The organism is Actinotignum timonense (genome assembly GCF_002860685.3).
Lineage (GTDB): Bacteria > Actinomycetota > Actinomycetes > Actinomycetales > Actinomycetaceae > Actinotignum > Actinotignum timonense.
On the sequence record NZ_CP136960.1, the window covers coordinates 182,929 to 207,834 of the forward strand.

The following is a 24,906-nucleotide window of genomic DNA, read 5'->3' on the forward strand; positions in this document are numbered from 1 at the left end:
GACAAGGTCACGCCTCCAACACATATTTTGTGCCCTGTTGTCACACGGTAGCACGCCCGCGCCGAAAACCGGCGCTCGTGACGGGTACTCCTTACAGGTACTCGTGACGGGCGGCTCGTGACGGGCGCTCTATTGTTTATCGCCTAGCTCCCGGTTCCTGTTCCCATTCCTGTTCCTTCGGTCAAGAGCCCGGTGGCGATGAGCTCGCGCACCGTCTCGAGCAGGCGGGCTTGGACCGCACTGCTATCCTCCCCGTAAATCTGCGCAATCGCCTGGCATAAGGCCCCCACGCTCAACTCGCCATCGCAGGCACCCACGAAAGCCGCGACTTGAGAATCGGCCGGGAGGGTCTGCTGGAATCCGCCCGTGTGCGCGAGAACAATACGCAGTGGATCGGCCGCCCCGGGATCATAAAAACGATGCTCGATTACTTCGGTGCGGGTGAGGTGGCGCTGCGCTAAATCCTCATCGGGGGCGGCCACCAGGTGCCGGTTATTCCAAACCCGCTGAATATGCTGGCGAATATCACCCTGGGGACGGCCCGGTATTTCCTCGGTGCGGATCATAGGTTCGCGAGCGGCAGCCGGACGGGAGAGGATTCCGTAGCCCAGGCTGATGGCGCGTATCCCGCGCGCGGCAAAATCATCGAGCCAGGTACGGTAGGCATCCTCGTATCCAGCATCGCGCGGGCGTAGGCCGCCATCCCGGAGCCACATTTCCACGTAGTGGGCCGGATCGACGTCATCACGCGCAATGAACCAGGCATCGAGGCCCGCCACCCGGGCCCACACCTGCGGGTGGGTATCCCAAGAGCAGCCGTCTTCCACTTCCCAATTCCCCAAAATATAGGCGGTGCCGGTATCCGTGAGGTGGGCGGGAAGCGCGGAGATGAGTTCAGAGAGGAGAGTATCCCCACCGAAGCCACCGTCGCGATACTCGAAATCGACTTTTTGCCGGACGCTTGCGGGGGTGATAACGAAGGGCGGATTGGACACGATGGTGTCGAAACGCCCTTCCACCGGATCGAAAAGGGAGCCTTGGAGCAGTTCCACTCGCACGGCCGCGAGCGCGATATTGAGGGAGGCGAATTGCAAAGCTCGCGCTGAAATATCGGTGGCGACCACCTCGCAGCCGTGCAACGCGGCGCTAATGGCATGGATCCCGCAGCCGGTTCCCACATCCAGAACCCGTCCCCCGGTATAGGTGACGATATTCGCGAGGGTGCGGGTGGCCCCACCCACCGGCATAACGTGGTGGGCTCCGGGTACCCGGCCGGCCAGTTCCCCGAAATCGGAGGCGATCAGCACTTCGGTGCGGGTGATCCGCCGAGTGCCCTTGCGGGTAATGTCCAGCGGAACGGGAACCACTTGGAAACGGGCCCGGTATCCCGCGTTGCCGATAACGAGCAGCGCGTCGCGCGTGACCCGGTCACCGAAGGTAGCAGGAAAAGCGCCCTCGAGTTCCGCGGCACTCAAGGTGTCTCCAAGAATAAGGAGGCGAACCTGGCAGGCCAGGATCTCCGCTTCGGTATGCGGGGCGGTGGCCTGGTGGCACGCTTTTTCGCATACGAGGAGCGCGGGAATGCGCTGCTCGCGGCGCATGGCGGCAGTGGCTTCCGGGCCGAGCAGGGTGGATATATGTGTGGTGGTATAACCTGTGAGATCTTGACGTAACGTGGTGGCGAGGCGCTCGGGGGCGCCCGGGACAAAGAGCTCCATGCCATAACAGTAAACTGCCCGGCCGTGTTGAGGAAAGCCCCGGGCGCAGAAGCGGGAGCTGGCTGTACGGCTAGCGCGCTGGTCTTTGGTTTCCGGCGCCATGGCCTTCGGTGCTTTGGACTGCAACGCTTGAGACCGCATTGCTTTGGCCTTCAGCGCTCCATCGGGCACACTACACATATGCGCCTCCTTTCCCTTCTTGAAGAATCCGCCACCGCGGGACAGTTGGTAGCGCTGCGCAAACAAAACGCCCGCCTCGCGCGGGTGGCCGGGTGGCCCGCGTGGGTCAACCCGCAGGTCAAGGACGCCTGCGCTAGCCACGGCGTCCCGCACCTGTGGGAGCACCAAGTGCGCGCCGCGAACCTCATTCACGCGGGGACCCATACGGTGGTGGCGACCGGGACCGGTTCGGGTAAATCTTTGGCGGCGTGGGTGCCCGCGCTCACCGAGATGCTGAGCCCGCGCGACTCGGGTAGTTTGGCGCGGGTGAGCGCCCCGCCAACCGTGCTGTATCTTTCCCCCACCAAAGCTTTGGCGGCGGATCAATACACCTCGCTGCGGGCCCTGGCCCGGGATGTGGACTCCCGTATCACGGTGGCTACCGCGGACGGGGATGCCGACTCGGAGGAGAAAACTTTCGCGCGCGACCACGCCGATATTGTGCTGACCAATCCTGATTTCGTGCATCACGCGATGCTGCCCCAGAAAGACCGGTGGCAGCGGATCTGGCGTGGGCTGCGGATGATCGTCGTCGACGAATTTCATTCGTATAAGGGCCTGTTCGGGGCGCATGTGGGCCATGTGGTGCGCCGGATTTTGCGTATCGCGGCGCTGTACGGCGCCCATCCCACCGTTGTTTTCCTGTCGGCAACCGCCGGCGCACCGCAGGAAACCGCCACCAGATTTATCGGAACAGCTTTCGGACCCATCGAAGCGGTCACGGATGATGCCTCGCCGCGCGGCGAACGTACCGTTGCCTTGTGGCAGTGTTCTCCTGTCGACGACGACGCAACCGGCCACGTTCCTCCCGGGGAAGAACCGGGAGCCGCGGAGGATACCGCACGCCGTTCGGCCATGGTGGAGGCGGCTGATTTGACCGCTCGTTTCGTGGCCGAAGGCGCGCGCGTCCTCACCTTTGTGCGTTCGCGGGCCGGAACCGAACGGGTTGCCGAGCTGACCCAGGAGTTTTTGCGCGAGGAACACAATCCGCTTGCCAAGGCTGTGGCGGCTTATCGCGGCGGGTATCTTCCTGAGGAGCGCCGCGATCTGGAGCAGCGGCTGCGCTCGGGGGATCTGCGAGCCGTGGCAACAACGAATGCCCTGGAATTGGGGATTGATATTTCCGGGCTGGACGCGGTTATTCTCACCGGGTGGCCGGGCACCACCGCCTCTTTTAACCAGCAGGCGGGGCGTGCCGGGCGGGCGGGTAGTTCCGGTTTGGCCGTCTTTATTGGAACCTCGAATCCGCTAGACCAGTATCTTCTGGCCCATCCGGATACGATCCTGAGCGCAGGTGCAGAAGCGAGTGTTTTCGATCCGCTCAATCCGAATGTGTTGACCGGGCAGCTGTGTGCGGCCGCGGCCGAGCATCCTCTCACCGCGGCAGATGCCGCAGTTTTCGGGCTCCCTGACACCTCGCTTTTCGACGAGTTGAGCGAGCAGGGGCTCTTGCGCCGCCGCCCCGGCGGGTGGTTCTGGGGGCACGCGGGGATTAGCGCCCACAATCTGGTGGACCTGCGCGGTGAGGCAAGCACCGTATCCATTGTTGATGAGGAAGATGGGACCATCTTGGGGACGGTGGATGCCGCGCGGGCGGATACCACCGTGTACCCGGGGGCTATCTACGTGCATCAGGGTGTTCCTTTCGATGTACTGACGTGTGATGGTGACGAGGCGATCGTGCGGCATCGCCTGAAGGATGATCTGCGGACTTTTGCCTCGGAGGAGACAACCGTGAAAATCCTCCGTACGCGCGCCAGTACCGCAACCCGGTTCGGGACCTGGGCCTGGGGTGATGTGGAGGTATTCAACCGGGTTATCGGGTACCACCTGCGCCGGGCTCGCGATGGCATGTACCTCGGGTTTCACCCCATTACTCCGCGGGAGCGCAGCATGGAAACGTGCGGGACCTGGTGGACGATGTCATCGCAGGATTTGGAGGAGCTCGGCATTCCTGCCGCGAATGTTCCCGGGGCCCTGCATGCCGCCGAGCATGCCGCCATCGGTATGCTTCCCCTCTTCGCGATCTGCGACCGGTGGGATGTGGGAGGCTTGTCTACCGCGTACCACCTGGATACCGGGGCGGCTACCGTGATTATCCACGATGCTGCTGCCGGTGGTTCGGGTTGCGCCGAACGGGGGTATCGGGCCGGCCGGGAGTGGATCCGCGCCACCCGCGATGCCGTGGCCGGCTGCCCGTGCCAGAGCGGGTGCCCGCGCTGCGTCCAGTCCCCGAAGTGCGGTAATAACAATGACCCGCTGTGGAAAGAGGGCGCGGTACTGGTGCTCAGCGCTTTGAGCTGCGCGCTCGATGAGCTGGCGTCCGCGCCGCCGGTACCGTGACCCCGATCAATAGGCCCGGCCCGCGATGTCACCCGGACCGCTACCGGCACCGCGCGGGCGCGGGTGCGTACCCGAATCGAAAATATTTCTTCGGCTTCGCTACATTCTTCGACGACGGCGCCGCTGCGCTGCGCGCTGCGCTCGCTCTTGGTGCAGGCTTCGGCTAGCGACCAACCCTGGTTGATCACCCGCTCCGCGGTTTGCACAGCGATGACATCTGCCGTGGCACGGGCCTCCATTCGCGCGATCACCACGGTGACCGCGGTGAGCACCGCCCCGGTCAGGACAAGCACCAGGGCTATCACCCCAATCGCGAGCACCGTTCCTGCTCCCTGCTCGCAGGCTTGAATTGGAACCCGGGGCCGGGCAGTGCGCGGCTTCCAGTGCCGGACGTGCAGTGGATCCCGATGCCGAGCACGAGTCGAATCCTGGTGCCGGGCGCGGGCTGAATCCCGAGGCCGGCCCCGGCTTTCCCTCCGGCACAGCAGATAGAGCCGGTGCCATTCGCGCCAGCTATCCCGCCAGGAGATACGCTGCTGCACGAGCGCAGTCCGCTTCCCGAGCACAGTTCGCCGCCCGAGCACGGGCGCGCCCCGGCTCCTCGCTGAGGCCCTCATGTTCCGAGCACCCCGGGTTCCAGATCTACCGAGGTACTGGCTTCCATGGTGATACCCAGGGCCCGCAGCGGACCGGCTGCCTGGGCTCGCACCACCACGTTCACGTGATCTTCCGCGCGTTGCAGGTGCAGCTTGGCCCGGGGTGGGAGTTCGCGAGCGCGCAAGGACTCCTCACTTTCCCCGCGTGCGGCAAGAACCGCAATATCGTGGGAGGCGCTGCGTAAGGAGATGTATTGGGCGCCGGCGCTCAGTGCCCCGAGCGCGAGCAGCACGATAATGAGCACGCTGACAATCCCGAGGGCCACTTCCACGGTGACCATGCCCGCTTCCCGGTTCTCCACGCCGTAGGGCCGGCGCAAAATGCGCGAAAGTTTGCGCGAGCGGATCTCGCGGCGGCGGCAGGCACAGGGAATTGCGATATGCCCGCGGGCCTCAATTACCTCGTGGCATTGTGCGCACAGGCGCCGGCGTTCCCGGGACCTGCGGACCGGCTGGGCAAGCGGGCCGGCGAGCAGGGCTCCCTCGCCGTCCGTGCCCCGCGGGAGAGAAGGAAACTCCTGGCATTGCTCAGGGGATTGCTTGGGTATCATGACGGGTCTTTCTCTTTCTAGGGAGCCGCGAGCACCCCACCGGCACCGGTGGGGAACCCGGGGCTTATATGGGTCAGGCGATATTGAGTCCGCGCCGGAAAATCCCGGCTATGAGTTCACGCATCCAGTCCTGCTGGGAGAGCCAGTAGAGGATCCCGGCAATAGCGCAAGCGCCGAGGGTGCCGACGGCGTATTCGGTGGTGGTCATCCCCGCTTCCGGGTGGCATTTCCCCTCGAGGAAGGTACCGCCCGGATGCGCGGGGAGAGCTGATCGAACGGGGCTGAGTGCTGTGGTCATGATGCTTCCTTTCTTATCTGTAACGAACCGTGTTGTGGTTGTTGGTGGGTGGTGCCGGACCTCGCTACCCACCGCTCAGAGCCTGGGCTGCGGGCTGCTCGGAACGTGCTCGGTCCGGCTCCGTCAGTCTCCCGCGCCTTGCACCCTCCCGCATCCGGCCCCTCGGCATCTGTGGATAACCATCCCGTTCCACGTACCTGGGGATAAAAGTGGATAAAGCAGCGTTCGGCGGGATGCGCCGGAACGGCCCGGCTTTAGTGGAAGAGGCCGGTGGCGGCGCCAGCTACCGCCGGAACGATTCCGACGAGGATAAATGCCGGTAGGAAGCACACCCCTAAAGGAACAACGAGGCTATTGCCGAGTTCGGCCGCGGCCCGGCGTGCTTCTCTAGAACGACGACGCCGGTAGCTGCGGGCAGCCGTGCCAAGCAGGGTGAGCGGGGCTACCCCGTTTTCCCAGGCTGGCTGGAGGGCCTCCCGCAGCAAGTGGGCGCGTGGATGTATTCCCTCCCATGCTTCAGCCCAAGGTGCGCCCAGCAGGAGGAGCTGCGCCGTCGTACCGATATCGAGGTGAGCATGTTCTTCGGCGACGGCGAAAGATACCGCTTCCAGTGCGGCGGGCAGGGAAGCCCCGGAGGAGAGCGCCACCCGCGCGAGGTCGGCGAGGAACGCCGGATCGGAGGGAGGTAGGCGCCGCCCGGTTTGGTGCGCCGTTCCCGGCAGATAAGAGCCATCCTGCCGGCGCGCACTTCGCCTGGTGGCGGGCCTCCACGTCCAAGCGAGCAGAAGGACCAGGAGGCACAGGGCTAGCCCCATTGTTCGGCTTTCCGTACGAGGCGGCGCATCCAGAGGATCCCGGCCACTTCGCAGATGAGCGCGAGGGCAAGGCAGCACCGCCCGATGAGGGTGCCAACAAGGAAAGTCACGGGATTACCTCCGAAAAATGAGCCGAGGAGCATGCCGAATAGCGGCATGGCGGCCAGCATTTTCACGGCCGAACGCGGTCCGGCCAGGGCGATGCGGCGCTCCCCGAGCGCATCGCTGGATTCGGAGAGCGCTGCCGCGCAGCTCTCGAGGATGCGGGCGGCCGAGGCACCGGTGTGGTGGGTAAGGCGGCATACCGCGATAAGTGCGGGAATGCCGAGGAGGCCCCGGGCGCGGCGCGGATTGCGGGGCGCGCGCTCCCATAGTTCCCGCAGGAGTACGGGGACTCCTACGTCGTCGATCTGGCCAGCGGGGTCGCGCTTGGGTTCGCTCCCGAGCCCCCTCCTAGAATCGCCCGCGCCACCGCCCGTGCCCCCGAGTGCCGCACTTTCTCTATGCGGCTGGAAACGGGCGAGTGCGGCGAGCCAGGCGCGGCGGTGATCGGCACCCGAATCAATGCGGGCCGCAACTTCCACGGCGAGCAGGCCGGCGTCGAAACTAGGCGGGGAAGCGCGCATTTTTCTGCGGAGCACCCCGCGCCCGGGCGGTGTGCTGCCCGGCGAGCGCATCAAGCGACGTGGCGTATCGTGGGCACGACTCCCCGGCCGGCTTGTATGAGCTCGGCGCCGGGGCCGGCCCGCATGGGTTCGGTTCCCCGACCGGCCCGCGTACGCGTATACGCTCAGCAGAATTCCGAGAATAACCAGAATTACCATGTTCCCTCCAGCCCTAGTCGCGGGCCCAGGGTGGCCCACCCGGGGCCAGCACGGATGGTGCCGTCGGCACTGATAGTCAACGCATCCGGAGCCTCAAGCTCGCCATTGCGGCTGTGGAGGATAGCCACGTGGGTGATGCGCCGGGTCGGCCCGTGGCGCTCGATGGAAATAATGGCGTCGAGGGCCGCGACCGCTTGAGCGGCAACCACCGCGGCAGACATTCCGGCCAGTGCCCCGAGGGCCACAAGCCGGGCGGGAACATCGCGTGCCGAATTGGCGTGAATGGTGGCCCATCCGCCTTCGTGTCCGGTATTGAGGGCCGTGAGGACCTCGCGCACTTCTTCACCGCGGCACTCCCCCACCACTATTCGATCCGGGCGCATCCGCAAAGCGGCCCGCACCAATTGGCTCATGGTGATTTCGCCGTGGCCTTCCACATTGGGGCGCCGGATTTGCAGGTGCAGCACATGCGGGTGCGCGGGGCGTAACTCCGCGGCTTCCTCAATAATAATGAGGCGTTCGGTGGCCGGTACGCAGCTGAGCAGGGATGCCAATAATGTGGTTTTCCCCGAGCCGGTAGCGCCCGCCACCATGACGTTGGCACGCCGCTCCACCAGGGCCGTCAATACCGGGGTGAGGGCGGCAGGAAACGTGCCGGCAGCCTCGAGCTCGGCGAGCGTGAAGGTGCGGGCCCGTTGGGTACGCAGTGAGATAGCAGCACCTTCTGCGGCCAGTGGGGCGAGGACCGCGTGCAAGCGCGTTCCATTGGAGAAGGTGCCGTCGGCGATAGGAGCGGCGTCGTCCAAACGTTGGCCGGCGCTGGCAGCTAAACGCACCGCGAGTGCGCGCACCTCCCCCGCGTCGGAAAGTAGGGCGCTCAAGGCTTCGTCGCGTTCCAGTCCGGTTCCGCGATCCAGCCATACCCCGGTGCCACCGTTGATTAAAATATCGGTGACGGTGGGGTCCTCAATCACGCGCCGCAGGTGCGGGCCCCAGCCGCGGGCCACCGCGTTAATATCGCGGGCCGCTCCCAGCACATGTTTGATTTCTATCGCGTGGGGCGCCACCGCGTAGAGCACTCCGGGCACGCTGACGCCGCGGGCTAATTCCCGGCGGGTACGGGCCAGGTCACCGCGGTTGCGGGCCACACCCCCGCGGTTGCGTATCTCATCCGCGCGGGCACCGGCCAGTTTTCCGCGGGCACCGGCTAAAACCCCGCGGGCCCGAAGCACACCTAATTCGCGCGGGCTATCCATATATCCACCCCTTACCCGCCTGCCAGTACCGCATCGAGATGCGCGGCGAGCTGCGTGATATCACGCGCCGCAACGGAGCGGCGCTGCTCACCCACCGCAACGCCGTGGGAGAGGTCCTCATCCATTCCGCGCAGGCGCCGCACCGGAAGCACCTCCTGGCCGATATCCACACCGAAGGCCTGAGCCTCCACCTTGTGGGCGCATCGCGCCGCGATGACCACGGGCGTGTTCTCCCCCAGGTCGCGCAGGATTCTGGGGATGGCCTGAGCATCGCGGTCGGTTACCCCGGTAACGAGGACCACCGCATCGCACCAGGCCCGCCAGCTGGCCGGCCCGGTGCCCGGCAGCAAGGAGCTGCGCGGGAGATCCACATAGGTGGTGTCGTTCGCTTGGGAGAGCGCGTCAATGGCGTGCGGCACCGCCTCGCCGTTCGGTGGCGCTCCGCCGCGAACGTCCGCGCTCAGCAGGCTCAGCTGCCCGCGCGAGGGCAGGGCCGCCCGGAGCCGCTGCGGGATCAGCGTGCCCTCCGCCTGGGCAATATCCGCCCAGCGCACCCCGCGTTTGTCCCGGAAACCCATGAGAATTTCAAGCCCGGCCGAAAGCGGATCCGCATCCACCACGGCGGTACGCGTGATACTCAGCGAGGCTAGCCAGGCCGTGATCATCGATACCCCGAGTCCGCCGCGCACCCCGGCAAGCCCGATAATGCGCCCGCGCCGAGTTTGCCCAGCCGCCAGTACGAGCTCGAGAAGATCTTCGGCTTGGCGCGGGAGTTCCAGGACCACCGATCCGCGCGGAAAATAGCTGGCCAGCACCGGGTGGAAACGCGCGCGAACCGTGGGCAGGGCCGCCGGAAGTTCCTCCAATTCGAGCACGGCCGGCGGCGCAGCTACCTTCGGTGAGCCGCGCGCCACCTGTATTCCGGCCAGCTCCGTGACCGCCTCCACCTCCCGCACAACTTCCTCATGCTCGCAGATAAGGGAGACGAGCTCGCGCGGGACCGCGGAGATGAGGGGCGCGGGCGAAGCACCACCGGAAACAGAAGCCCCGCCGGAAAAAGAAGCCCCGCCCGAAACAGCAGCGCCGGACGACTTTCCGGCGGCGGCACCGGAGGCAGCGCCAGCAGCCGAAACACCAGGGGATAAAACACGAGAAGAAGTCATACCCCGAGCTTGCCGCGCCTCGCACACCTCCGCAGCCGGGTTGTGCGCCGCTGTGGATAACCCCTACACGAGCGGTTCTGTGGATACGTGCGCCCGATCTACATCACACCACCGGCTTACCGTCACACCACCGGCTTACGTCACACCATCCACCCCGGCGGGCACCACACCACCCACTTTGTGACACGCCGCCCGCTTTATGGCACACCGCCGAAATTCTCCACATCCGCGTGATTTCTGGCATATCTTTGAGAAAGAACTATCAAGGGAGGACCCATGTCTACGCCAAATGACCCGTACACTACCGCGTCGCGCCGGCCACTAGATGATGACGATATTCTCGAGCCCATTGCCGAGGACCATCTCGCGGACCAAGAAACCGCCTACCTCCCCACCACCCAACCTCCCGCTCCCGCCCCCGTTTTTTCGAACGACGACGCCGCTCCGTTCCCGCCGGCTCACCCCGCTGCGGACGTTGCTAGCGAGCCCGCCCCTTTGAGTGATTCCGCGCCCGTGGTTGCCGCCACGAAGGAACCCGAAGGCGAAGTCGCGGACCAGCCTGAAGCCGCTGGCCAACCCGAAACCGCGGGCCAGCCCGAGGGCGCCACCACCGAAACAGAGCAGCCCGCCTCGACTCAGCCCGCTCCGGAAGAAGCCGAAGCCGCGCAGCCCACCAGCGAGGAACCCGCCGAAACCACCGCTTTCGCGGAGGCAACTACTCCCGCCGAAACCACGCCTCTTCCGGAGCCCACCGAAGCCACGCTTCCTGCTGAAGCCACCTCGGCTGAGCCTTCCGAGCCCGCCACGCCAGCGGCACTCGCACCGGAGGAAGCCAGCCCGGAGCCAGCCGCGCCGCGGCGTCGTTCCGTATCTGAATCACTGGCCGCCGGAGCTTTCGATGATGGCTACCAGGCGGAAAGCTCCGCCCCGGACCGCGAATACGCGAACCTGGCACAGGCAGCCGGGGTGACCGCAACCGTTCCCGCAGCGTCCGCCGGCCCGGAAACCGGCACCACCACGGACACTGATCCCTACGCCTCCGCCGGTGCCGATCCCTACGCCACCACAAACACGGACCCGTACGCCTCCGGGGAAGCGACCGCAACCGCGCTCTACCCGCCGGCCGGCGAGTTCGGCGACCCCGGCGCGGAACCGGCAGCGGCACCTACCGCCGCCCACGCCGCGGGCTTCGACGCCCCCGTCTTCCCGGCCGTGCGCGAGGAAAGCTTGGAAGACCAGCGCACCTGGGCGGATATCGCCGAAGTGGAGCCGATTCCGGATGCCCCCAAGGGCCGGGTGTGGACCCATATCTGGGTCGCGGCGGTCACGCTCCTGCTGCTCCCACTGACCTGGTATCTCATCTCGGACGCGGTGGCACGCCTGCACCTGGCTCGCCCGATCGCCCTGGAAACCGCCCCGGTTAATGTGGCGGCACTCATCGAAATGGCCGGAGGCGTCGCGCTGCTCGTGGTTATTGCGCTGCTCGCGGGGCTGTCCTCCCTGGGCGCACAGCTGTGGGGCTGTCTCCTGGTAGTTGCTGGTCTCGCAGGGCTCGTACTTCCCGGATATGCGCTGCGCGGGGTGCACTGGCTGGATTCGCTTATCGGCGGATTCAAGCCGATCACGGATAATATCGTGCACCACTTCGCTTACGACCTTGCGTTCGGTGGGTTTATGCTGCTGGGTGCGGTGCTGGCGGCCATCGGATTCGCGGCGCACTGGGCGCGGTCCCGCGGTTCGCGGCGCGCCCGCGCTTTCACGGTGCGTGAATACCGCCTCCCCGAAGACGAAGCATAAAAAGCCGGGGCCGCGAAAAGCCCGCGCGCAGAAAACCGCACCTAGAAAAACCGGAGCGTAACAAGGTACCGTATGAGCTCACTTCCCGCCGATAATTCCTGCGTATGGATCCCCGGACCGTGGGAGCATCGCCTCGTGACGGCGAACGGTGCGCAATTCCACCTGGCCTATGCCGGGAGCCACTCGACCCGCACCCCGCTGGTGCTATTCGTGCACAGCTACCCGGAGTACTGGTACGCCTGGCGCCACCAGATCGAGCCGGTGGCGCAGGCCGGTTACGAAGTCGCGGCCGTGGATCTGCGGGGCGTGGGCGGCAGTGATAAAACGCCGTCGGTGCAATCGGGGCCCGAACTGGCCCAGGACCTTATTTCGCTGACCGAATCCCTGGGGGCGAGCTCGGCGGTAATCGTGGCCGCCGGCTCCAATGCCGTGCTCGGGTGGGCGGCGGCGGCCATGGCCCCCGATATTATTACCGGGCTCGTGACGGTAGCCAGCCCGCACCCGCTCGGGCTGCGGCATTTCGGACGCGGGATTCGCCCGCGCGGCCTGCTCGGTTTACTCACCTCACGGCTGGGGAATCGTTCCCCGCGTGCACTCGGGGATACGCGAAATATGCGCCGGCTGCTCCTGGAATGGTCCGCCCCGCACAGCCACGGCGCCGCGGACGAAGCCGAACAGTACGCCGCTGCCATGCGGCTCCCGGAGGCCGCGGCGAGCGCCGTCGAACAACTGCGCTGGACCGCAACCTGGCGGCGCCGCCCCTCCGGCAAAGCCTGGCGCGATATCCTCTCCACTCCCGTGGATGTGCCGGTGTGGGCGGTGCGCGGCCTGGCCGACCGCATGATTAATGAGCGGGCCTGGGCTGATGATCGGTCCTTCGCCACCGGCTCCTACCGGCTCATTGCCGTGCCGGGCGCCGGGCATTTCATCCCGGAAGAATCCCCGCGCGAATTCACTAATATCGTGCTGGATTTCCTTTCCCAACTCGAGCGCTCGGCCCGGGTATGAGACATTTTCCGTGAATAATGGCAAAATGTGACATGAGACTACTTCAGGAATATTCTGAGTACATCGGAGGAAGGCTAGAGATGGATACCAGCGTTTTACGAACCGTGCCCCTTTTCAAGGACATGGATGAGGAAAGTCTCGCCGCTCTCGGCGCGATGATGAGCGATACGTCCCTCAAGCGGGGCGAATCCCTTTTCCACGAAGGCGACCAGGGTGATCGCCTTTACATCGTCACCGACGGCAAGGTGAAGCTCAGTCACACGTCCGACGACGGGCGCGAAAATCTGCTCGCCGTTCTCGGACCCGGGGAAATCATCGGTGAACTTTCGCTCTTTGACCTGGGGGCTCGTTCCTCCACCGTCACCGCTATTGCGCCGACGCATCTGCTTTCCCTCGCGCATCGCGATATGAAGAATTTTATCGAGGAGCACCCCGCGCTGGCCATGTCGATGCTCCGTGAAATGGCGCGTCGCCTGCGCAATACCAATGAGAATCTTGCCGACCTGGTGTTCTCGGACGTTCCCGGCCGCGTGGCGAAGGCGCTGCTCGACCTGGCCAATCGTTTCGGCGAGCGCACCCCCGAAGGCGTGTACGTGGCGCACGACCTCACGCAGGAAGAGCTCGCGCACCTCGTGGGTGCCTCGCGTGAAACGGTCAATAAGTCTCTGGCTGATTTTGTTTCCCGCGGGTGGATTCGGCTCGAAGGTCGCGCCGTGCTGCTCCTGGAGATTGGCCGCTTGCAGCGCCGCGCCCACTAGTCTCTACGTTTTATACTCACGTTTAACGCGTGACGCGGGTGGCTGGGCCCTGTCCAGGGTTCCGACCGCCCGCGTTCGCGTGCCTTCCGGGCCCGTTTCCTTACGGTTTGGTACGACGGCGCAGCTGGGGCGACGCCGCAGCCGCGTTTCCGTGCCGTTCCGCGCATTGCAGCGCAGTGCTTTTAGTACGACGGCGCAGCTATCGGCCATCATGAACCTCAACAATCACACCAGCACCTGGGGAGGGGGGCATGTGTTGTCGGAGCTGTACTTCGCATGTACAACATCTGCAGTACACCCCGGAAAAACACCCAGCCCCGCCTCCGCAGACCGGAAAAGCTGAGCGCCGAAGGAATGCCACAGGATGCAAATTGGTAACCATCACGGTCGCGTAGTGCAAGCCCAGAGCAGAAATCAGGCCAAAATGGTGCGTGGATTTGCACCCTGTTGCAGGCCCACTGTTGAGCCTTCGCACGCAACCAAAACCCGCTTCTTTACCGGGCGGCGGGAGTGTTGGGCTAATAGACAAATGGTGGGTCTTATACCCGGACTTTTCCTTGCCATACCAATGAAAAGTTGACCTTATTGAGCTCACGCACCCCAATGGACTTGCTTCCTTGACATTCATGGCGTGACATGCGTTGACGGATAACTCTTTGCATCCATGCTGCCGCGCACCACAGCCACAAGGTGGGCAGAGCACGCAGTGTGCGTTCCGGGCCGCGTAGACGCCACAGTGCACGTTAAAGGCACGAAAACGGTCGTGAACGGTGCCCTCCCTCGCACTTCGTTTGCCAACCCTGTTCATACGGTTCCGGGCCAGATCCAGGCCCCGCCCGCACTCGCGGGCCTGCAGCCTCTGTTTCCTCGCGTCCTGGTACGACGGCGCAGCTAGGGCGACGGCGCTACTCTAGCAGCCACACACAATACAATATCTACCCCCCTAGACTTGAATTAGTCGAGAGGGGTAGACTACGCTTATGAAGCGCAGAGATTTACTCAACGAGCTACGAAAGGTAGCGAAAGCCAAAGGCGAGGAACTAATCCTCACCGAAGGAGGGAACCACACCCGGGCACAGATCGGGGACTGGGTCGAACCAATTCCCCGCCATCGTGAAATTTCCGAAAGGCTCGCTCGTAAGATTCTCGAAAGGAGCAAGAAGTGACAACAATAGATACCACGGTTACCCGTGACGGAAATTGGTGGGTCGCCGAATTTACCCTTAACGGAAAAGAATACGGCACGCAGGCGCGCCGCCTTGATCAGATCGAAGAAATGGTTAAGGATGCCGCTGCGCTTATTACGGGAGATTCTCTCGATAGTTTCGCCGTTAACGTCACCGTTGACACGCCTGAATTCGCGGAGGATATTAAAAAATATAAGGAGGCTTCGCTCCGTTTGGTTCAGGCGGAACACGAAACTCGAGACGCTTCTCGGCTTGCGGTTGCCCGGTTACGGGATGCAGGTTTTTCTCTTCGTGACATTGGTGTAGTTATGGGGATTTCATACCAACGCGTAGCTCAACTCTGCGCATAGCCATCATTCGAAACAAGGATTGGAAAACACGGGACGCCTCCCACCCGGCCATCCTGAGGTCGCTCTTCCAGGTAAGCCCGGATAATCGCTCTTGTGACGGGGATTCTCCGGATCGCTTCGCGGTGAGCGTCACCGAGGTATGAGAAAATCCCGCGTCACAGGCGGACCTATGACGCGGGACATCACATGGTCGGGGTAGCGGGATTTGAACCCACGGCCTCTTCGTCCCGAACGAAGCGCGCTACCAAGCTGCGCCATACCCCGTACTTTGGCAACTCAATAATAATAGCCCTCCGCAGCGGAAAAAGCTAAATCCGATCTAGTGATCTGGCGTACAACCAGGCAAGTGCGCTATGCGCCTCGCAGGTCAGCGGGGCACCTTCCCCGCGGGAACTTCCCCGCAGCCCAGCCCAGCACCTCCCCGATCAGCACGCTCACTCCGCGCCACCGCGCACCCGCAGCACAATCGCTTCGGGTGGCCGGAGGAACCTGACCGGCGTATACGGCGACGTCCCCAGGCCCGCAGACACATTCACCGCCATGCCACCACGCAGCACGCGCACGCCGTCGCCGCGCAGGGGCAGGCGCTCCTCGGCCCGGTCGCCTCCCGCACCCGCGCCACCCGCACCCGGCCCAGTACCGACCTCATCACCACAAGGCCAATCGAAAAGCCCGGAATCGTAGCGCAACGGGAGATCACAATTCGTGGTCAAAGCGCCGAATCCGGGCACCGCCAACTGCCCTCCGTGGGTGTGGCCGGCCAGCGTCAGAGCTGCGCCGTCGTTCATTAAGACGTTGAGAGCGGCGCAATACGGTGCGTGAACGACGCCGAGACGCAGATACCCACGCCCAGCGTTCATGCGCGGCGCGCGGCCCGTGTTCGCGCTTTCACCCCGAGCCGCGGCACCTTCCGCGGTATCGGTAACCTCGCCGGGCCGCGGCATCCGGGCCCGGCCGATATGGGGGTCGTCCATGCCGACTGCGTCGATGTCCCAGGCCGCCGCGCGCAGCCGCGCCCGCCGATTATTGAGATCGATCCAGCCGAAAGCTTCCAGCCCGGCGGTCATTTCCTCCCAGGGCAAATCCGGTTCGTCCTTCTCGGCGAGCGGCGGGAAGAGCCCCTGCGCCACGTAGCGCAAGGGATTCTTGAGCACCGGCGCGAAATAATCATTCGAGCCGTACACGAAAAGCCCCGGAATATCAGCGAGCGGCGCCAGCGCCTCAAGGAGAGGGCCGACGGCGCGCGCTTCGGACAGATGGTCGCCCGTCAGGACTACGAGATCCGGGCGGCAGCGCTCGGCCAGGTCGCTCAAGAATTGCCGCTTGGCTCGGTGGCGGCGCAGCAGGTGCATATCCGAGAGGTGGAGAATGCGCAGCTCACCGGCCGTGCTCGCAACTTGCGGCAGCACCAGCACCCGCTCGCGCAGAGTGTAGCGGTGTGCTTCGTGCAGCGCCCAGCCCAGGCACCCGGCCCCCGCTGCCACGCCGGCACCCAGGGCCTTGAGCGCGGTGCGCGGGACTCGGTGCTTATCAGCTTCGCTCACGGTATCCGCCTTCCTTTTCGCGCGTCCTACGGTTTCTGGAATGCCACCGGCCCTGATGACCCGGCCCGCCTAGCACACCCGGCCAGAGTTTCGCACCGCGCAGCCCGGGCCGCGCAGCCCGGGCCGCGCAGCATCGGCTACTCTTCCACAACCTCGACTTCTTCGTATTCTTCGTTGCTCTCGCCTTCGTGAACGGACTCGGGCGGAACCGCGCCCTGCTCCCCCGGCGCGGGTTGCGCAGGGGCCGGTGCAGGCGTGGGTGATGGCGACGGCGTGGCCGGCTCCCGCATGGCGGGTGCCGGGCGCCGCATCGGGGTGGTGGGCTGCGGGAACGGCACGGCCGGCTGACCGGCCAAAGCGGCGTTCATATAATCGGAGAACATCATGGCGGGGAATAGCCCGCCGTAGACTTCCGAGTGCCATTGGCCCTTAATAACGGCGTCGAACATAGAAATATTGCCTTCCATGTGACCCTGCCAGGTCACAGTGGCAAGCTGCGGGGTGTAACCCATAAACCACGCGTGCCAGTCCTTATCGGAGGTACCGGTTTTCCCGGCCACCTGGCGCCCGCGCAGCGCCGCTTTCTCACCGGTCGCCCCGGGTTCTACCACGTGCTGAAGCACCGCGTTTGTTTTGCGCGCGGTTTCCTTGGAAATAGCCTGCTGGCACTGCGGTTTACGTTCGGAAATAACCGTACCGTCATGCTCCTCGATGGAGGTATAAGACATCGGATCGCAGCGAATACCATCATTGGCGAGGGTGGCACCGGCCGTCGCCATAGAGAGCGGGGTGACGTTATTCGTACCCAGAATCATCGGGGGAACAATAGTAAAGGGCTCGTGATCCCCGCGTTCCACGCCCATGGCCTGGGCTTTATTCGCGATCTGGCACAGATCCAGCTTCTGGGCCATATGCGCGAAAGTCCCGTTGGTGGACATACGGGTACCTTCCAGCACCGTGCGCGGGCGGTTGGACTGCCCGAGGTTCCCCACCGGCCAGGGTTCACCCGCCAGATTCGTGCAGGAAGCCTGGAATGAGCTCTGCGGCAGCAAGCCTTCGCTACTATCCACCACGTCATAGGCACTACGCCCAGAATCCAGCCATTCCACCAGGGTAAATATCTTGAATGTTGATCCGGACTGGAAGCCGGCACCGCCACCCATATCCTGCGGGGCCGTGACATTCACCTGCGTCATGCGGGTATCCGTGTCATTCGGAACCCCGAAGCGGGTATTTTGCACCATCGAAACAATATGCCCGCTCCCCGGCTCCACGGACACCAGCGCGGCATCAATTCCGGAGGCATCATCCACGGGCTGGTGCGTGACCACCGAGTCATACGCCTGCTGCTGGCGCGCCGAATCCAGGGTGGTGCGGATGACTTTGCCGCCGCGGTAGAGCTGGCGGGTACGCTCGGCGCGGGTGGCACCCAACGCCTTGTCATTGAGCAAATCCTTGACCACGTACTCGCAGAAGTAGGCGCTAATACCCGCCGAACCGCAGCCGGCCGATTGCTCGGAAACGTGCATATACGATTCAATCGGAGTGGCCTGAGCTTCCTTCATTTCCGCTTCGGTAATAAAACCGGAACGGTACATTTCGCCCAACACCACATTGCGGCGCTCGGTATTCGCTTCCGGATGGCGCACCGGATCCCACTGGGCCGGATTCTGGGTGATCCCGGCCATCGTGGCCGCTTCCACCACCGTCAAATCCTTCGCGGACTTGGAGAAATAGCGCTGCGCGGCAGTTTCCACCCCGTATTGCGAGGGGCCGAATTGCGCAAGATTGAGATAGCCGGTGAGAATCTCATCTTTCGTCATCGTTTTTTCGACGGCGATAGCGTAACGAGCTTCGTTGATTTTACGCGCGATAGTCTGTTCGGTAGCCCGCTTGATTTTCTCATTATCATCAGCGATACGTCCCTCTTCCAGGAGCGCATTTTTCACGTACTGCTGGGTGATAGACGAACCACCCGAAAGCCCGCCCGAGGTGAGATTGGAGACCAACGCGCTGACGGTGCCCTGCACGTCAATGCCGTGGTGCTCGTAAAAACGCCGATCCTCAATTGCGACGACGGCGTTTTTCATATGCTGCGAGATCTGATCGGAGCGCACGTTGATCCGGTTTTCAATATAGAACCGGGCCAGCACCGATCCGTCTTTGGCCAGCAGGACCGTCTGCTCCGAAGGTTCGGTAAAGCCTAAGTCCTCCGGCACGTCGTCGAAAATACCGGTCACCGCACTCGCCGTAGTCCCCATCGTCATAACGAAAGGCAGCGCAATCCCGGCCATGAGGGCACCTCCGCCGCACAGAGCCAGGATCAGCGCCAGCACGAACGTTCCAATTTGGCGTCCGGTCGCTTGTTTTTTCGGGCTAGAACTCGACATACCCCTAAGAATACTGACCCGGCGCAGCGAAAGAAACGAGACATACGCTTCCCCGGGGTTCCCCGCGCTTCCCCAGCGCTTACCCAGGCTCCGCCCCTCCATAAGGCGGACCAAAGTAGCGCACGTCATAAAACGCTAATACTATGATCGTAAAACAGTAAAGAACTGCACCGTTAAACACCACCACGCCGGAGTGAGGGGGATAGATGACCACAACACTAGCCCTGTATCCGCACTGGGCAGATGCCGCCGCCTGCACCGATATCGATCCCGATTCGCTTTTCGTGCGCGGCGCCGCCCAGCGCCAGGCCCGCTCGATTTGTTTTCGCTGCCCGGTGCGCCTGCACTGCCTGGCTGATTCGCTGGACGCGGAAATGATGTTCGGGGTGTGGGGCGGGATGACGGAACGTGAACGCCGCGCCCTGCTGCGCCACCACCCGGAGGAACGCAATTGGAGGCGTCGCATTTTTGAGGGGCGCGACCCCCTAGCCCGCTCCCTGCGCGAGGGGGAGGGCTAAGCACGCCCACCGGAAATTTAGCCCGCGGGCAGCTGGCTGCGCCGTCGTTCCACCAGAGACGCCGCAACTTCGCGCAGCCGTAACCTTCGCGCTAACCTATGACCAGGCGCGGTATTCCGCGCGCTCACACTCAACGATTCCGCGAGAGGCCTACGCATGGACACTATCAGCACCCGTTTGACCAGCCTGGGTATCACCCTTCCCCCGGTTGCCGCTCCTGTTGCAGCTTATATTCCCGCCAAGCGGCACGGGGATACGGTGCGAACCTCCGGGCAGCTGCCTTTTGTGGACGGGCAACTGCCGGCCACCGGGAAACTCGGCGCGGAAATCACCGCGGAGGACGGCTATTCTTACGCGCGTATCGCCGGGATTAACGCCCTCGCGGCGGCCGCGGAAGTTGCGGGCGGCGTCGATCATATCCGCGGTATTTCGCACGTCACCGTTTTCGTGGCGTCCGACCCGAGTTTTACCGCGCAACCCCAGGTCGCGAACGGTGCCAGCGAACTTTTCGGGGAGATTTTTGGCGGCGACGGCGCACATACGCGCTCAGCCGTCGGCGTGAGCGTGCTCCCGCTGGACGCCCCCGTCGAGGTCGAAATCGAAGTGCTGCTGCGCTAACGGCGCATTGCGGTTCGCGCGCGGGAGCTGGCGCGGTGAAGGCGCGCGTCCGGTGGCGGGCCGGAGACGCGAACTAGGAAGCGAGTTCCTGGCGCGGTTGGGCCTCCAGGAATTCGCGCACCTCCGCGCTGGGGATCTCGCGCGCGTAACTGCCACCCGCGAAGGTCTCCATCGCGCCAATGCCGCGCTGGAAAACAAAGCGGATGGCCCCGCCCAGCGATTTTTTATCGTGGCCCATGGCGCGCATAATATCCGCCACTCTCACCCCGGCGGGTAGCTCGGTGGGCAGGCCGATGGCGCGCAGCAGGATATCCACCCGCTGGGCGTCCTCCGCGGTGAGGTAACCGTAACGCAGCCCGAGCCGGCATTGGAGGTTCAGCCCAATCGCCACGCATTCCCCGTGCGGGAGGGAATAATCGAGCGCGGCTTCCAGGGCCCGCCCGATAGTGTGGCCGAGGTTGAGGGCCATGCGGCGGTTGCCTTCGTGCACATCGGATTGCACGATCTCCACCTTAATTTCCGCATTGCGGCGGGCAATATAGCCGCTGAGTTCGGTATCGCCCACCATCTCCCGCACGCCCCTACAGCGCCGCACGAAGTGTTCTTCCAGGGTCTCGAAGAAGTTGCGGTCGGCCAGGCAAGCGTGCTTGACGGTTTCGCCCATGCCGTCGCGCAATTGTGAGTCGGTGAGCGTTGCCCAGCACGCCACGTCGATGAGGACGGCGCGCGGCTGGTGGAAAGCCCCGATAAGGTTGGTGGCGGCCGGGGTATCCACCGCGGTTTTGCCCCCGATGGCGGCATCTGCGGCGCCCACGAGCGTCGTCGTCATGGTGATATACGGGACGCCGCGGGTGAAGGTAGCGGCCACGAAACCGGCCAGGTCGGAGACCACCCCGCCGCCCAGGGCCACCACCACGGTATCGCGGTTGAAGCCGGCCGCGAGCATGGCATCTTCCAGCTGTTCTTTGGTGGCGCGGGTTTTGTTTTCTTCCCCGGCCGGGAAAACGAAGAGCTGCGGGGCGCGGGATTGTGCGGTCGGAGATTGGGCGGCGCGGGCGAGCACCTCCATGACCTGCGCGCCAATGAGTTCATTGACGGTGCTATCGGTAATAACCGCCACCCGGGAGCGGCCCAGCCCGGCCGCCTCCAGCACGCCGGGCAGCTCGCCGGCCAGATCGGTGCCGATAAGTAGCGGGTACGACTCATCAACGGTGCGAGTCAATTCAACATTGAGGCGGGTAACCACGTGATCCTCCTGGGTTAGTGGTTGGTTACGGGTGCGGGATTGGAAGTATGCGCGCAATTGGCAGCGTTGTCGGGATGTGCGCTACGCGCATGCTGCGCCACCCACCAGTGCATGGCGATGGCCGCGGCCGCGGCAACGTTGAGGGAACGAGTGGAGCCATCCTGGGTGATTTCCACCGCGCCGTCGCAGCGTTCGAGTAAATCGGGGGAGATCCCGGCGGATTCCTGCCCGAACACCAGCAGGCAATTCTCCGGAAGTTCGGACTTCTCCAGGGGCACCGCGCCCTCCTGGTTATCGATGGCGATGAGCTGGTACTTATGCTCGCGCGCCCATTCTTCCAGGTCAGCCGGAGTGGGATGGTAGTACATCGTGAGGTAGCGATCGGTGACGAGCGCCCCGCGCTTATTCCACTTGTGCCGCCCCACGATATGCACACCGCCGAAATTAAAAGCATTGGCGCTGCGCACAATCGAACCGATATTGAGGTCGTGCTGGAGATTCTCAATGGCAATATGGGCGCTGACCGCCCGGCTCGCCATATCCGCCTTGATCGCTTCCACGCTCCAATAACGATATGCGTCGACGACGTTACGGTGGTCACCTTCCGCTAAAAGCTGCGGGTCCAGGCGGGGGTCGTCCGGCCAAGGCAGCGGGTGCGGCCCCACCCCGACCGTGCGTTTTTCACCGTAGGGCGAGCCACCCGGCTCCGGGATGCGGTGCGCGGGCAGCTCAGCGGCCTCATCCGCGGGCGCGGCGGGATCGCCAGCGCCTGCGGTAGGCGCCGCATCGGCAGTATCCACGGCAGGGGCAGCCTCATCCGCGGGCACGCTGAGATCATCACGAGAATCACAAGACTGGGAAGAATCTGTCACTCCCCCAGTCTAGCGGCGCGCCCGCCCCGACCATGGGGAAGCGCCATATTTACCCGCGGGCCACCGGGGCCCGTGTTTCGTTGGCGCCGTCGGCCTTGTACAGTGGTATACGCAAGCGCAATAAACGATTCGCCACCCCGAGCCCGGGTGCGGGAAACCCTAAGAAGTGGAGCAGCGATGACGAAGATGTGGAAACCTCTCGCGGTGGTGGCCGCCGGTGCCCTGATCCTGAGCGGGTGCGCGAATAATGCGCTGGTCTCCTCGGAAGGCGGGCACGGCCCGTCGATCAGCGAAGGGCACGGCCGGGGCGGATCGGACGGCGCTCCTATTTTTGACGAAAGCATTTCGAAAACCGGGCAGTTCACGCCGGTTGCCGATAGCGCTCAGGCCCGCGAGATTATTAAACGCGCCATCGCCAAGCAGGATGAGATTATTGCGAAAAGCTCGCAGGATTTCTTCGGCACCGCCATCGGAATGGATATGTCCATGGAGATTTCCGCGGATGTGCCCGGTGAGGGCCCCGGGGTTGCCACTATCGATATTGATATCGATGTAGATCCGAGCACCCGCCTCATGGCCATGGAGATGGATATTGACGCCTCCGGAATTCCCGGGGCGGAAGCGGAGGGCATGCCCAGCAAACTCTCCACCGCGCTGTGGATCGGGGAAGGTTCGAAGCCGGATACTGTCACGGTGTATACGAATATGGCCGGTTTCTGGAGCAAAACCGAGGAAAGCCTGGCCGATATTGTGGATTCCGGAGATGCCCCCACCTCGCCCGGCTCCTACCGCGGGGAAGATATTTTCCCGAATATTGAGAAGACCCAGGTTTTTGAGGACGCGGAAAACTACCTCATCGTCGGCCCGCTTTCCGAGACGATGGCGCAGGAAATGCAGGGGGCCTCGCCCGGTTTGGACCTGAGTGATTCCGCCAATCTTCAGGTGCGTATCGATAAGCAAAGTTACGAGGTGCGGGGCATGGCCATCGTGGCCCCGGCCTACTTCCAGGGCCTGCCCACGGAAACGCGGGTGCGCTGGGATTACCGCCAGGCCAAGCCGCTCCAACTGCCCGATGAGGCACGTAAGGCCCCCGCGGAAAGCAGTAGTTTCTAAGCTTGAGTGCGCCCAGACAGCCCCGGCCCCGCGAATTTCCGCACCAGGGCGCGCGGGGCGAAACGTAACGCCGCGGCGGCCGCCTTGTACAGCGCGGTGGGCGTAACGAGCACCCGCCCGCGCCGGCATGCCTCCAGCGCGGCACTCACCACGGCTTCGGGCTGCGCAAAAAGCAGATCGGCCCACTGGCTGGCATCGACCGCGGCCCGCTCGTGGAATTCGGTGCGGATAAGCCCCGGGGTCACGCAGGTGACCGCCACCCCGTTCGGTGCCAGTTCCGCGGCCAGCCCTTCAGAAAATGTGCGCACCCAGGCTTTATGCGCGGAATAGGTGCCTTGCGCGGTGCCGGCCGTCATCGAGGACACGTTAATAATTCCCCCGTAGCCGCGCCGCGGAAACTCCCGCGCCGCCGCGTGGCACGTGATAAGAACCGCGCGCACCATCACGTCAAGCGCTTCTTCTTCCCGCTCCAGCTCCCCGGCGGAAAATTCCTGCCCCAGCCCAAAGCCCGCATTATTGACGAGCAAACCGATGGGCCGCGAGCGCTGCGCTACCCGGCGCGCAACCACACGAGCGTCGTCGTGCCGCGAAAGATCAGCGGCAAGCACCTCCACCTGCACCCCGGCGACCTGCCGCAGATCATGCGCAATCGCCTCCAAACGGGCCCGATTGCGCGCCACGAGCACGAGGTCATTTCCTTCGGCCGCGAGCTGCCACGCAAATTCCAGGCCGAGCCCGGCGCTGGCACCGGTAATAAGAGCACTTCCCATAACCGCTATGGTAACGTGCCCGCGGCTCTCTACACTGGTGCTATGCGTATTGCCACCTGGAATATTAATTCTGTGCGCGCCCGCGCCGAACGCGCCCGCGCCGTCCTGGAACGCTGGGACCTGGACGCCCTACTCCTCCAAGAAACGAAATGCACGCCCGCGCAGTTCCCGCGCGAAATTTTCGAAGAGGCCGGATACGAAGTCGCCTGCGCCGGCCTCAACCAGTGGAACGGGGTCGCGATTCTTTCCCGCGTGGGGATCGAGAACGTGCAGGTGGGCTTCCCCGGTCAGCCCGGTTTTTCTAAGGTCGACGACGACGGCGCGCTGCTCAGTGCGCCCACCGTAGAAGCGCGTGCCCTGGGAGCGCGCCTGGGTTCGGGGCCGGCCGCGGTCAATGTGTGGAGTCTGTATATTCCCAACGGGCGGGCCTACGGGGATCCGCATTTCCATTACAAGCTGGAATTCCTCGGTGCCTTGCGGGCGGCGGTGAGCACGCGCCTGGGCGAGGAACCGGAGTATCCGCTGCTGTTAGCGGGGGATTGGAATGTGGCCCCGCGGGATACGGACGTGTGGGATATTGATTATTTCCGGAACGACGTTGGCATGTACGTGACCGCGGAGGAACGCGGGGCGCTGGCCGGGCTGCTGGAGGCAGGGCTCGCGGATATTACCCGGGCGGCCGAGGGCGCGGATTACACATTCTGGGATTATCAGCGTTTGCGGTTCCCGAAGAATCACGGGATGCGTATTGATTTTGGTTTTGCTTCCGCGGCGCTGGCCGCCCGGCATACCCGCTCCATCATTGACCGGGACGAGCGGAAGGGCAAAGGAGCTTCCGACCACGTCCCGGTCATTATGGAGTTTGCGGGCTAGGCGGCGGAGTTGTGGCGCG

23 protein-coding genes and 1 tRNA gene are annotated in these 24,906 nt (G+C 64.1%); 10 read left to right on the forward strand and 14 right to left on the reverse strand.

From position 1 onward, the window contains the following. Positions 1-143: 143 nt before the first annotated feature. Positions 144-1,718: a DUF7059 domain-containing protein gene (locus CYJ17_RS00750; RefSeq protein WP_244899300.1), complete on the reverse strand. Its 1,575-nt coding sequence runs from the start codon at positions 1,716-1,718 to the stop codon at positions 144-146. A 180-nt stretch (positions 1,719-1,898) separates the two neighbouring features. Here CYJ17_RS00750 and CYJ17_RS00755 point away from each other — a divergent pair, with 180 nt between their 5' ends. Then, positions 1,899-4,280, forward strand: a complete 2,382-nt coding sequence (locus CYJ17_RS00755; RefSeq protein ID WP_087070300.1) for a DEAD/DEAH box helicase — start codon at positions 1,899-1,901, stop codon at positions 4,278-4,280. Positions 4,281-4,343: 63 nt separating this feature from the next. Next, the gene (locus CYJ17_RS00760) at positions 4,344-4,628 is read left to right on the forward strand and encodes a hypothetical protein (RefSeq protein ID WP_143231837.1); all 285 of its coding nucleotides are present in this window, start codon (positions 4,344-4,346) and stop codon (positions 4,626-4,628) included. 265 nt (positions 4,629-4,893) lie between these two features. Here CYJ17_RS00760 and CYJ17_RS00765 read toward each other — a convergent pair whose 3' ends face one another. The 6 genes from CYJ17_RS00765 to CYJ17_RS00790 form a co-directional block, all read right to left on the reverse strand. Further along, positions 4,894-5,487 carry a TadE family type IV pilus minor pilin gene (locus tag CYJ17_RS00765; RefSeq protein WP_087070299.1) on the reverse strand — a complete coding sequence of 198 codons (594 nt, stop codon included), beginning with the start codon at positions 5,485-5,487 and terminating at the stop codon, positions 4,894-4,896. Between the two features lie 73 nt (positions 5,488-5,560). Next, on the reverse strand, positions 5,561-5,785 hold the full coding sequence (locus tag CYJ17_RS00770) for a DUF4244 domain-containing protein (RefSeq protein WP_087070298.1): 225 nt from the start codon (positions 5,783-5,785) through the stop codon (positions 5,561-5,563). A gap of 254 nt (positions 5,786-6,039) precedes the next feature. After that, a complete protein-coding gene (locus CYJ17_RS00775; RefSeq protein WP_087070297.1) occupies positions 6,040-6,600 on the reverse strand; it encodes a type II secretion system F family protein in 561 nt (186 codons plus the stop codon). After that, positions 6,591-7,226, reverse strand: coding sequence for a type II secretion system F family protein (locus CYJ17_RS00780; protein WP_087070296.1), 636 nt, complete (start codon positions 7,224-7,226; stop codon positions 6,591-6,593). Before CYJ17_RS00780 ends, CYJ17_RS00775 begins: the two co-directional genes overlap by 10 nt. 191 nt (positions 7,227-7,417) lie before the next feature. Further along, entirely contained in the window at positions 7,418-8,680 is a 1,263-nt protein-coding gene (locus CYJ17_RS00785; protein ID WP_234984451.1) for a TadA family conjugal transfer-associated ATPase, read from the reverse strand. Between the two features lie 11 nt (positions 8,681-8,691). Next, positions 8,692-9,843, reverse strand: a complete 1,152-nt coding sequence (locus CYJ17_RS00790; RefSeq protein WP_087070295.1) for a hypothetical protein — start codon at positions 9,841-9,843, stop codon at positions 8,692-8,694. Between the two features lie 276 nt (positions 9,844-10,119). Between CYJ17_RS00790 and CYJ17_RS00795 the strand changes: the two genes are divergently transcribed. The 3 genes from CYJ17_RS00795 to CYJ17_RS00805 all read left to right on the forward strand — a co-directional run bounded on the left by CYJ17_RS00795 (position 10,120) and on the right by CYJ17_RS00805 (position 13,406). Continuing rightward, positions 10,120-11,640, forward strand: coding sequence for a hypothetical protein (locus tag CYJ17_RS00795; RefSeq protein WP_087070294.1), 1,521 nt, complete (start codon positions 10,120-10,122; stop codon positions 11,638-11,640). Positions 11,641-11,712: 72 nt separating this feature from the next. Continuing rightward, a complete protein-coding gene (locus tag CYJ17_RS00800; protein WP_087070293.1) occupies positions 11,713-12,648 on the forward strand; it encodes an alpha/beta fold hydrolase in 936 nt (311 codons plus the stop codon). An 80-nt stretch (positions 12,649-12,728) separates the two neighbouring features. Further along, positions 12,729-13,406, forward strand: a complete 678-nt coding sequence (locus CYJ17_RS00805; RefSeq protein WP_026429058.1) for a Crp/Fnr family transcriptional regulator — start codon at positions 12,729-12,731, stop codon at positions 13,404-13,406. A 1,040-nt stretch (positions 13,407-14,446) separates the two neighbouring features. On the opposite strand, the gene CYJ17_RS00810 is transcribed toward CYJ17_RS00805, so the two are convergent. Continuing rightward, on the reverse strand, positions 14,447-14,575 hold the full coding sequence (locus CYJ17_RS00810; RefSeq protein WP_257960052.1) for a hypothetical protein: 129 nt from the start codon (positions 14,573-14,575) through the stop codon (positions 14,447-14,449). Between CYJ17_RS00810 and CYJ17_RS00815 the strand changes: the two genes are divergently transcribed. Then, positions 14,569-14,943, forward strand: a complete 375-nt coding sequence (locus tag CYJ17_RS00815; protein ID WP_087070292.1) for a hypothetical protein — start codon at positions 14,569-14,571, stop codon at positions 14,941-14,943. The two genes, CYJ17_RS00810 and CYJ17_RS00815, sit on opposite strands and share 7 nt — an antisense overlap. 187 nt (positions 14,944-15,130) lie before the next feature. Here the strand turns inward: CYJ17_RS00815 and CYJ17_RS00820 are convergent. From CYJ17_RS00820 to CYJ17_RS00830, 3 genes are all read right to left on the reverse strand, one after another. Further along, positions 15,131-15,207, reverse strand: a tRNA-Pro gene (locus CYJ17_RS00820). Between the two features lie 170 nt (positions 15,208-15,377). Further along, a complete protein-coding gene (locus CYJ17_RS00825) occupies positions 15,378-16,487 on the reverse strand; it encodes a metallophosphoesterase (protein WP_200807167.1) in 1,110 nt (369 codons plus the stop codon). Between the two features lie 137 nt (positions 16,488-16,624). Beyond that, positions 16,625-18,877 (reverse strand): transglycosylase domain-containing protein, encoded by a 2,253-nt coding sequence (locus CYJ17_RS00830; protein WP_234984450.1) that lies wholly within the window; start codon positions 18,875-18,877, stop codon positions 16,625-16,627. Positions 18,878-19,083: 206 nt separating this feature from the next. Here CYJ17_RS00830 and CYJ17_RS00835 point away from each other — a divergent pair, with 206 nt between their 5' ends. Together CYJ17_RS00835 and CYJ17_RS00840 are read left to right on the forward strand one after the other, a co-directional pair. Beyond that, the gene (locus CYJ17_RS00835) at positions 19,084-19,395 is read left to right on the forward strand and encodes a WhiB family transcriptional regulator (protein ID WP_087070290.1); all 312 of its coding nucleotides are present in this window, start codon (positions 19,084-19,086) and stop codon (positions 19,393-19,395) included. A gap of 156 nt (positions 19,396-19,551) precedes the next feature. Then, complete coding sequence (locus CYJ17_RS00840; RefSeq protein WP_087070289.1) at positions 19,552-20,013, forward strand: RidA family protein; 462 nt, start codon at positions 19,552-19,554, stop codon at positions 20,011-20,013. Between the two features lie 73 nt (positions 20,014-20,086). Here the strand turns inward: CYJ17_RS00840 and aroB are convergent, their stop codons facing one another. Together aroB and CYJ17_RS00850 are read right to left on the reverse strand one after the other, a co-directional pair. Next, positions 20,087-21,259 (reverse strand): 3-dehydroquinate synthase, encoded by a 1,173-nt coding sequence (gene aroB / locus CYJ17_RS00845; protein WP_087070288.1) that lies wholly within the window; start codon positions 21,257-21,259, stop codon positions 20,087-20,089. Between the two features lie 14 nt (positions 21,260-21,273). Further along, complete coding sequence (locus CYJ17_RS00850) at positions 21,274-22,086, reverse strand: TrmH family RNA methyltransferase (RefSeq protein ID WP_375713963.1); 813 nt, start codon at positions 22,084-22,086, stop codon at positions 21,274-21,276. A 222-nt stretch (positions 22,087-22,308) separates the two neighbouring features. Here CYJ17_RS00850 and CYJ17_RS00855 point away from each other — a divergent pair, with 222 nt between their 5' ends. Beyond that, complete coding sequence (locus CYJ17_RS00855; protein WP_087070287.1) at positions 22,309-23,244, forward strand: hypothetical protein; 936 nt, start codon at positions 22,309-22,311, stop codon at positions 23,242-23,244. Here CYJ17_RS00855 and CYJ17_RS00860 read toward each other — a convergent pair. Continuing rightward, positions 23,241-24,014 carry an SDR family NAD(P)-dependent oxidoreductase gene (locus tag CYJ17_RS00860; protein WP_087070286.1) on the reverse strand — a complete coding sequence of 258 codons (774 nt, stop codon included), beginning with the start codon at positions 24,012-24,014 and terminating at the stop codon, positions 23,241-23,243. The two genes, CYJ17_RS00855 and CYJ17_RS00860, sit on opposite strands and share 4 nt — an antisense overlap. 42 nt (positions 24,015-24,056) lie before the next feature. Here CYJ17_RS00860 and CYJ17_RS00865 point away from each other — a divergent pair, with 42 nt between their 5' ends. Next, positions 24,057-24,887: an exodeoxyribonuclease III gene (locus CYJ17_RS00865; RefSeq protein ID WP_087071154.1), complete on the forward strand. Its 831-nt coding sequence runs from the start codon at positions 24,057-24,059 to the stop codon at positions 24,885-24,887. Positions 24,888-24,906 lie beyond the last annotated feature (19 nt).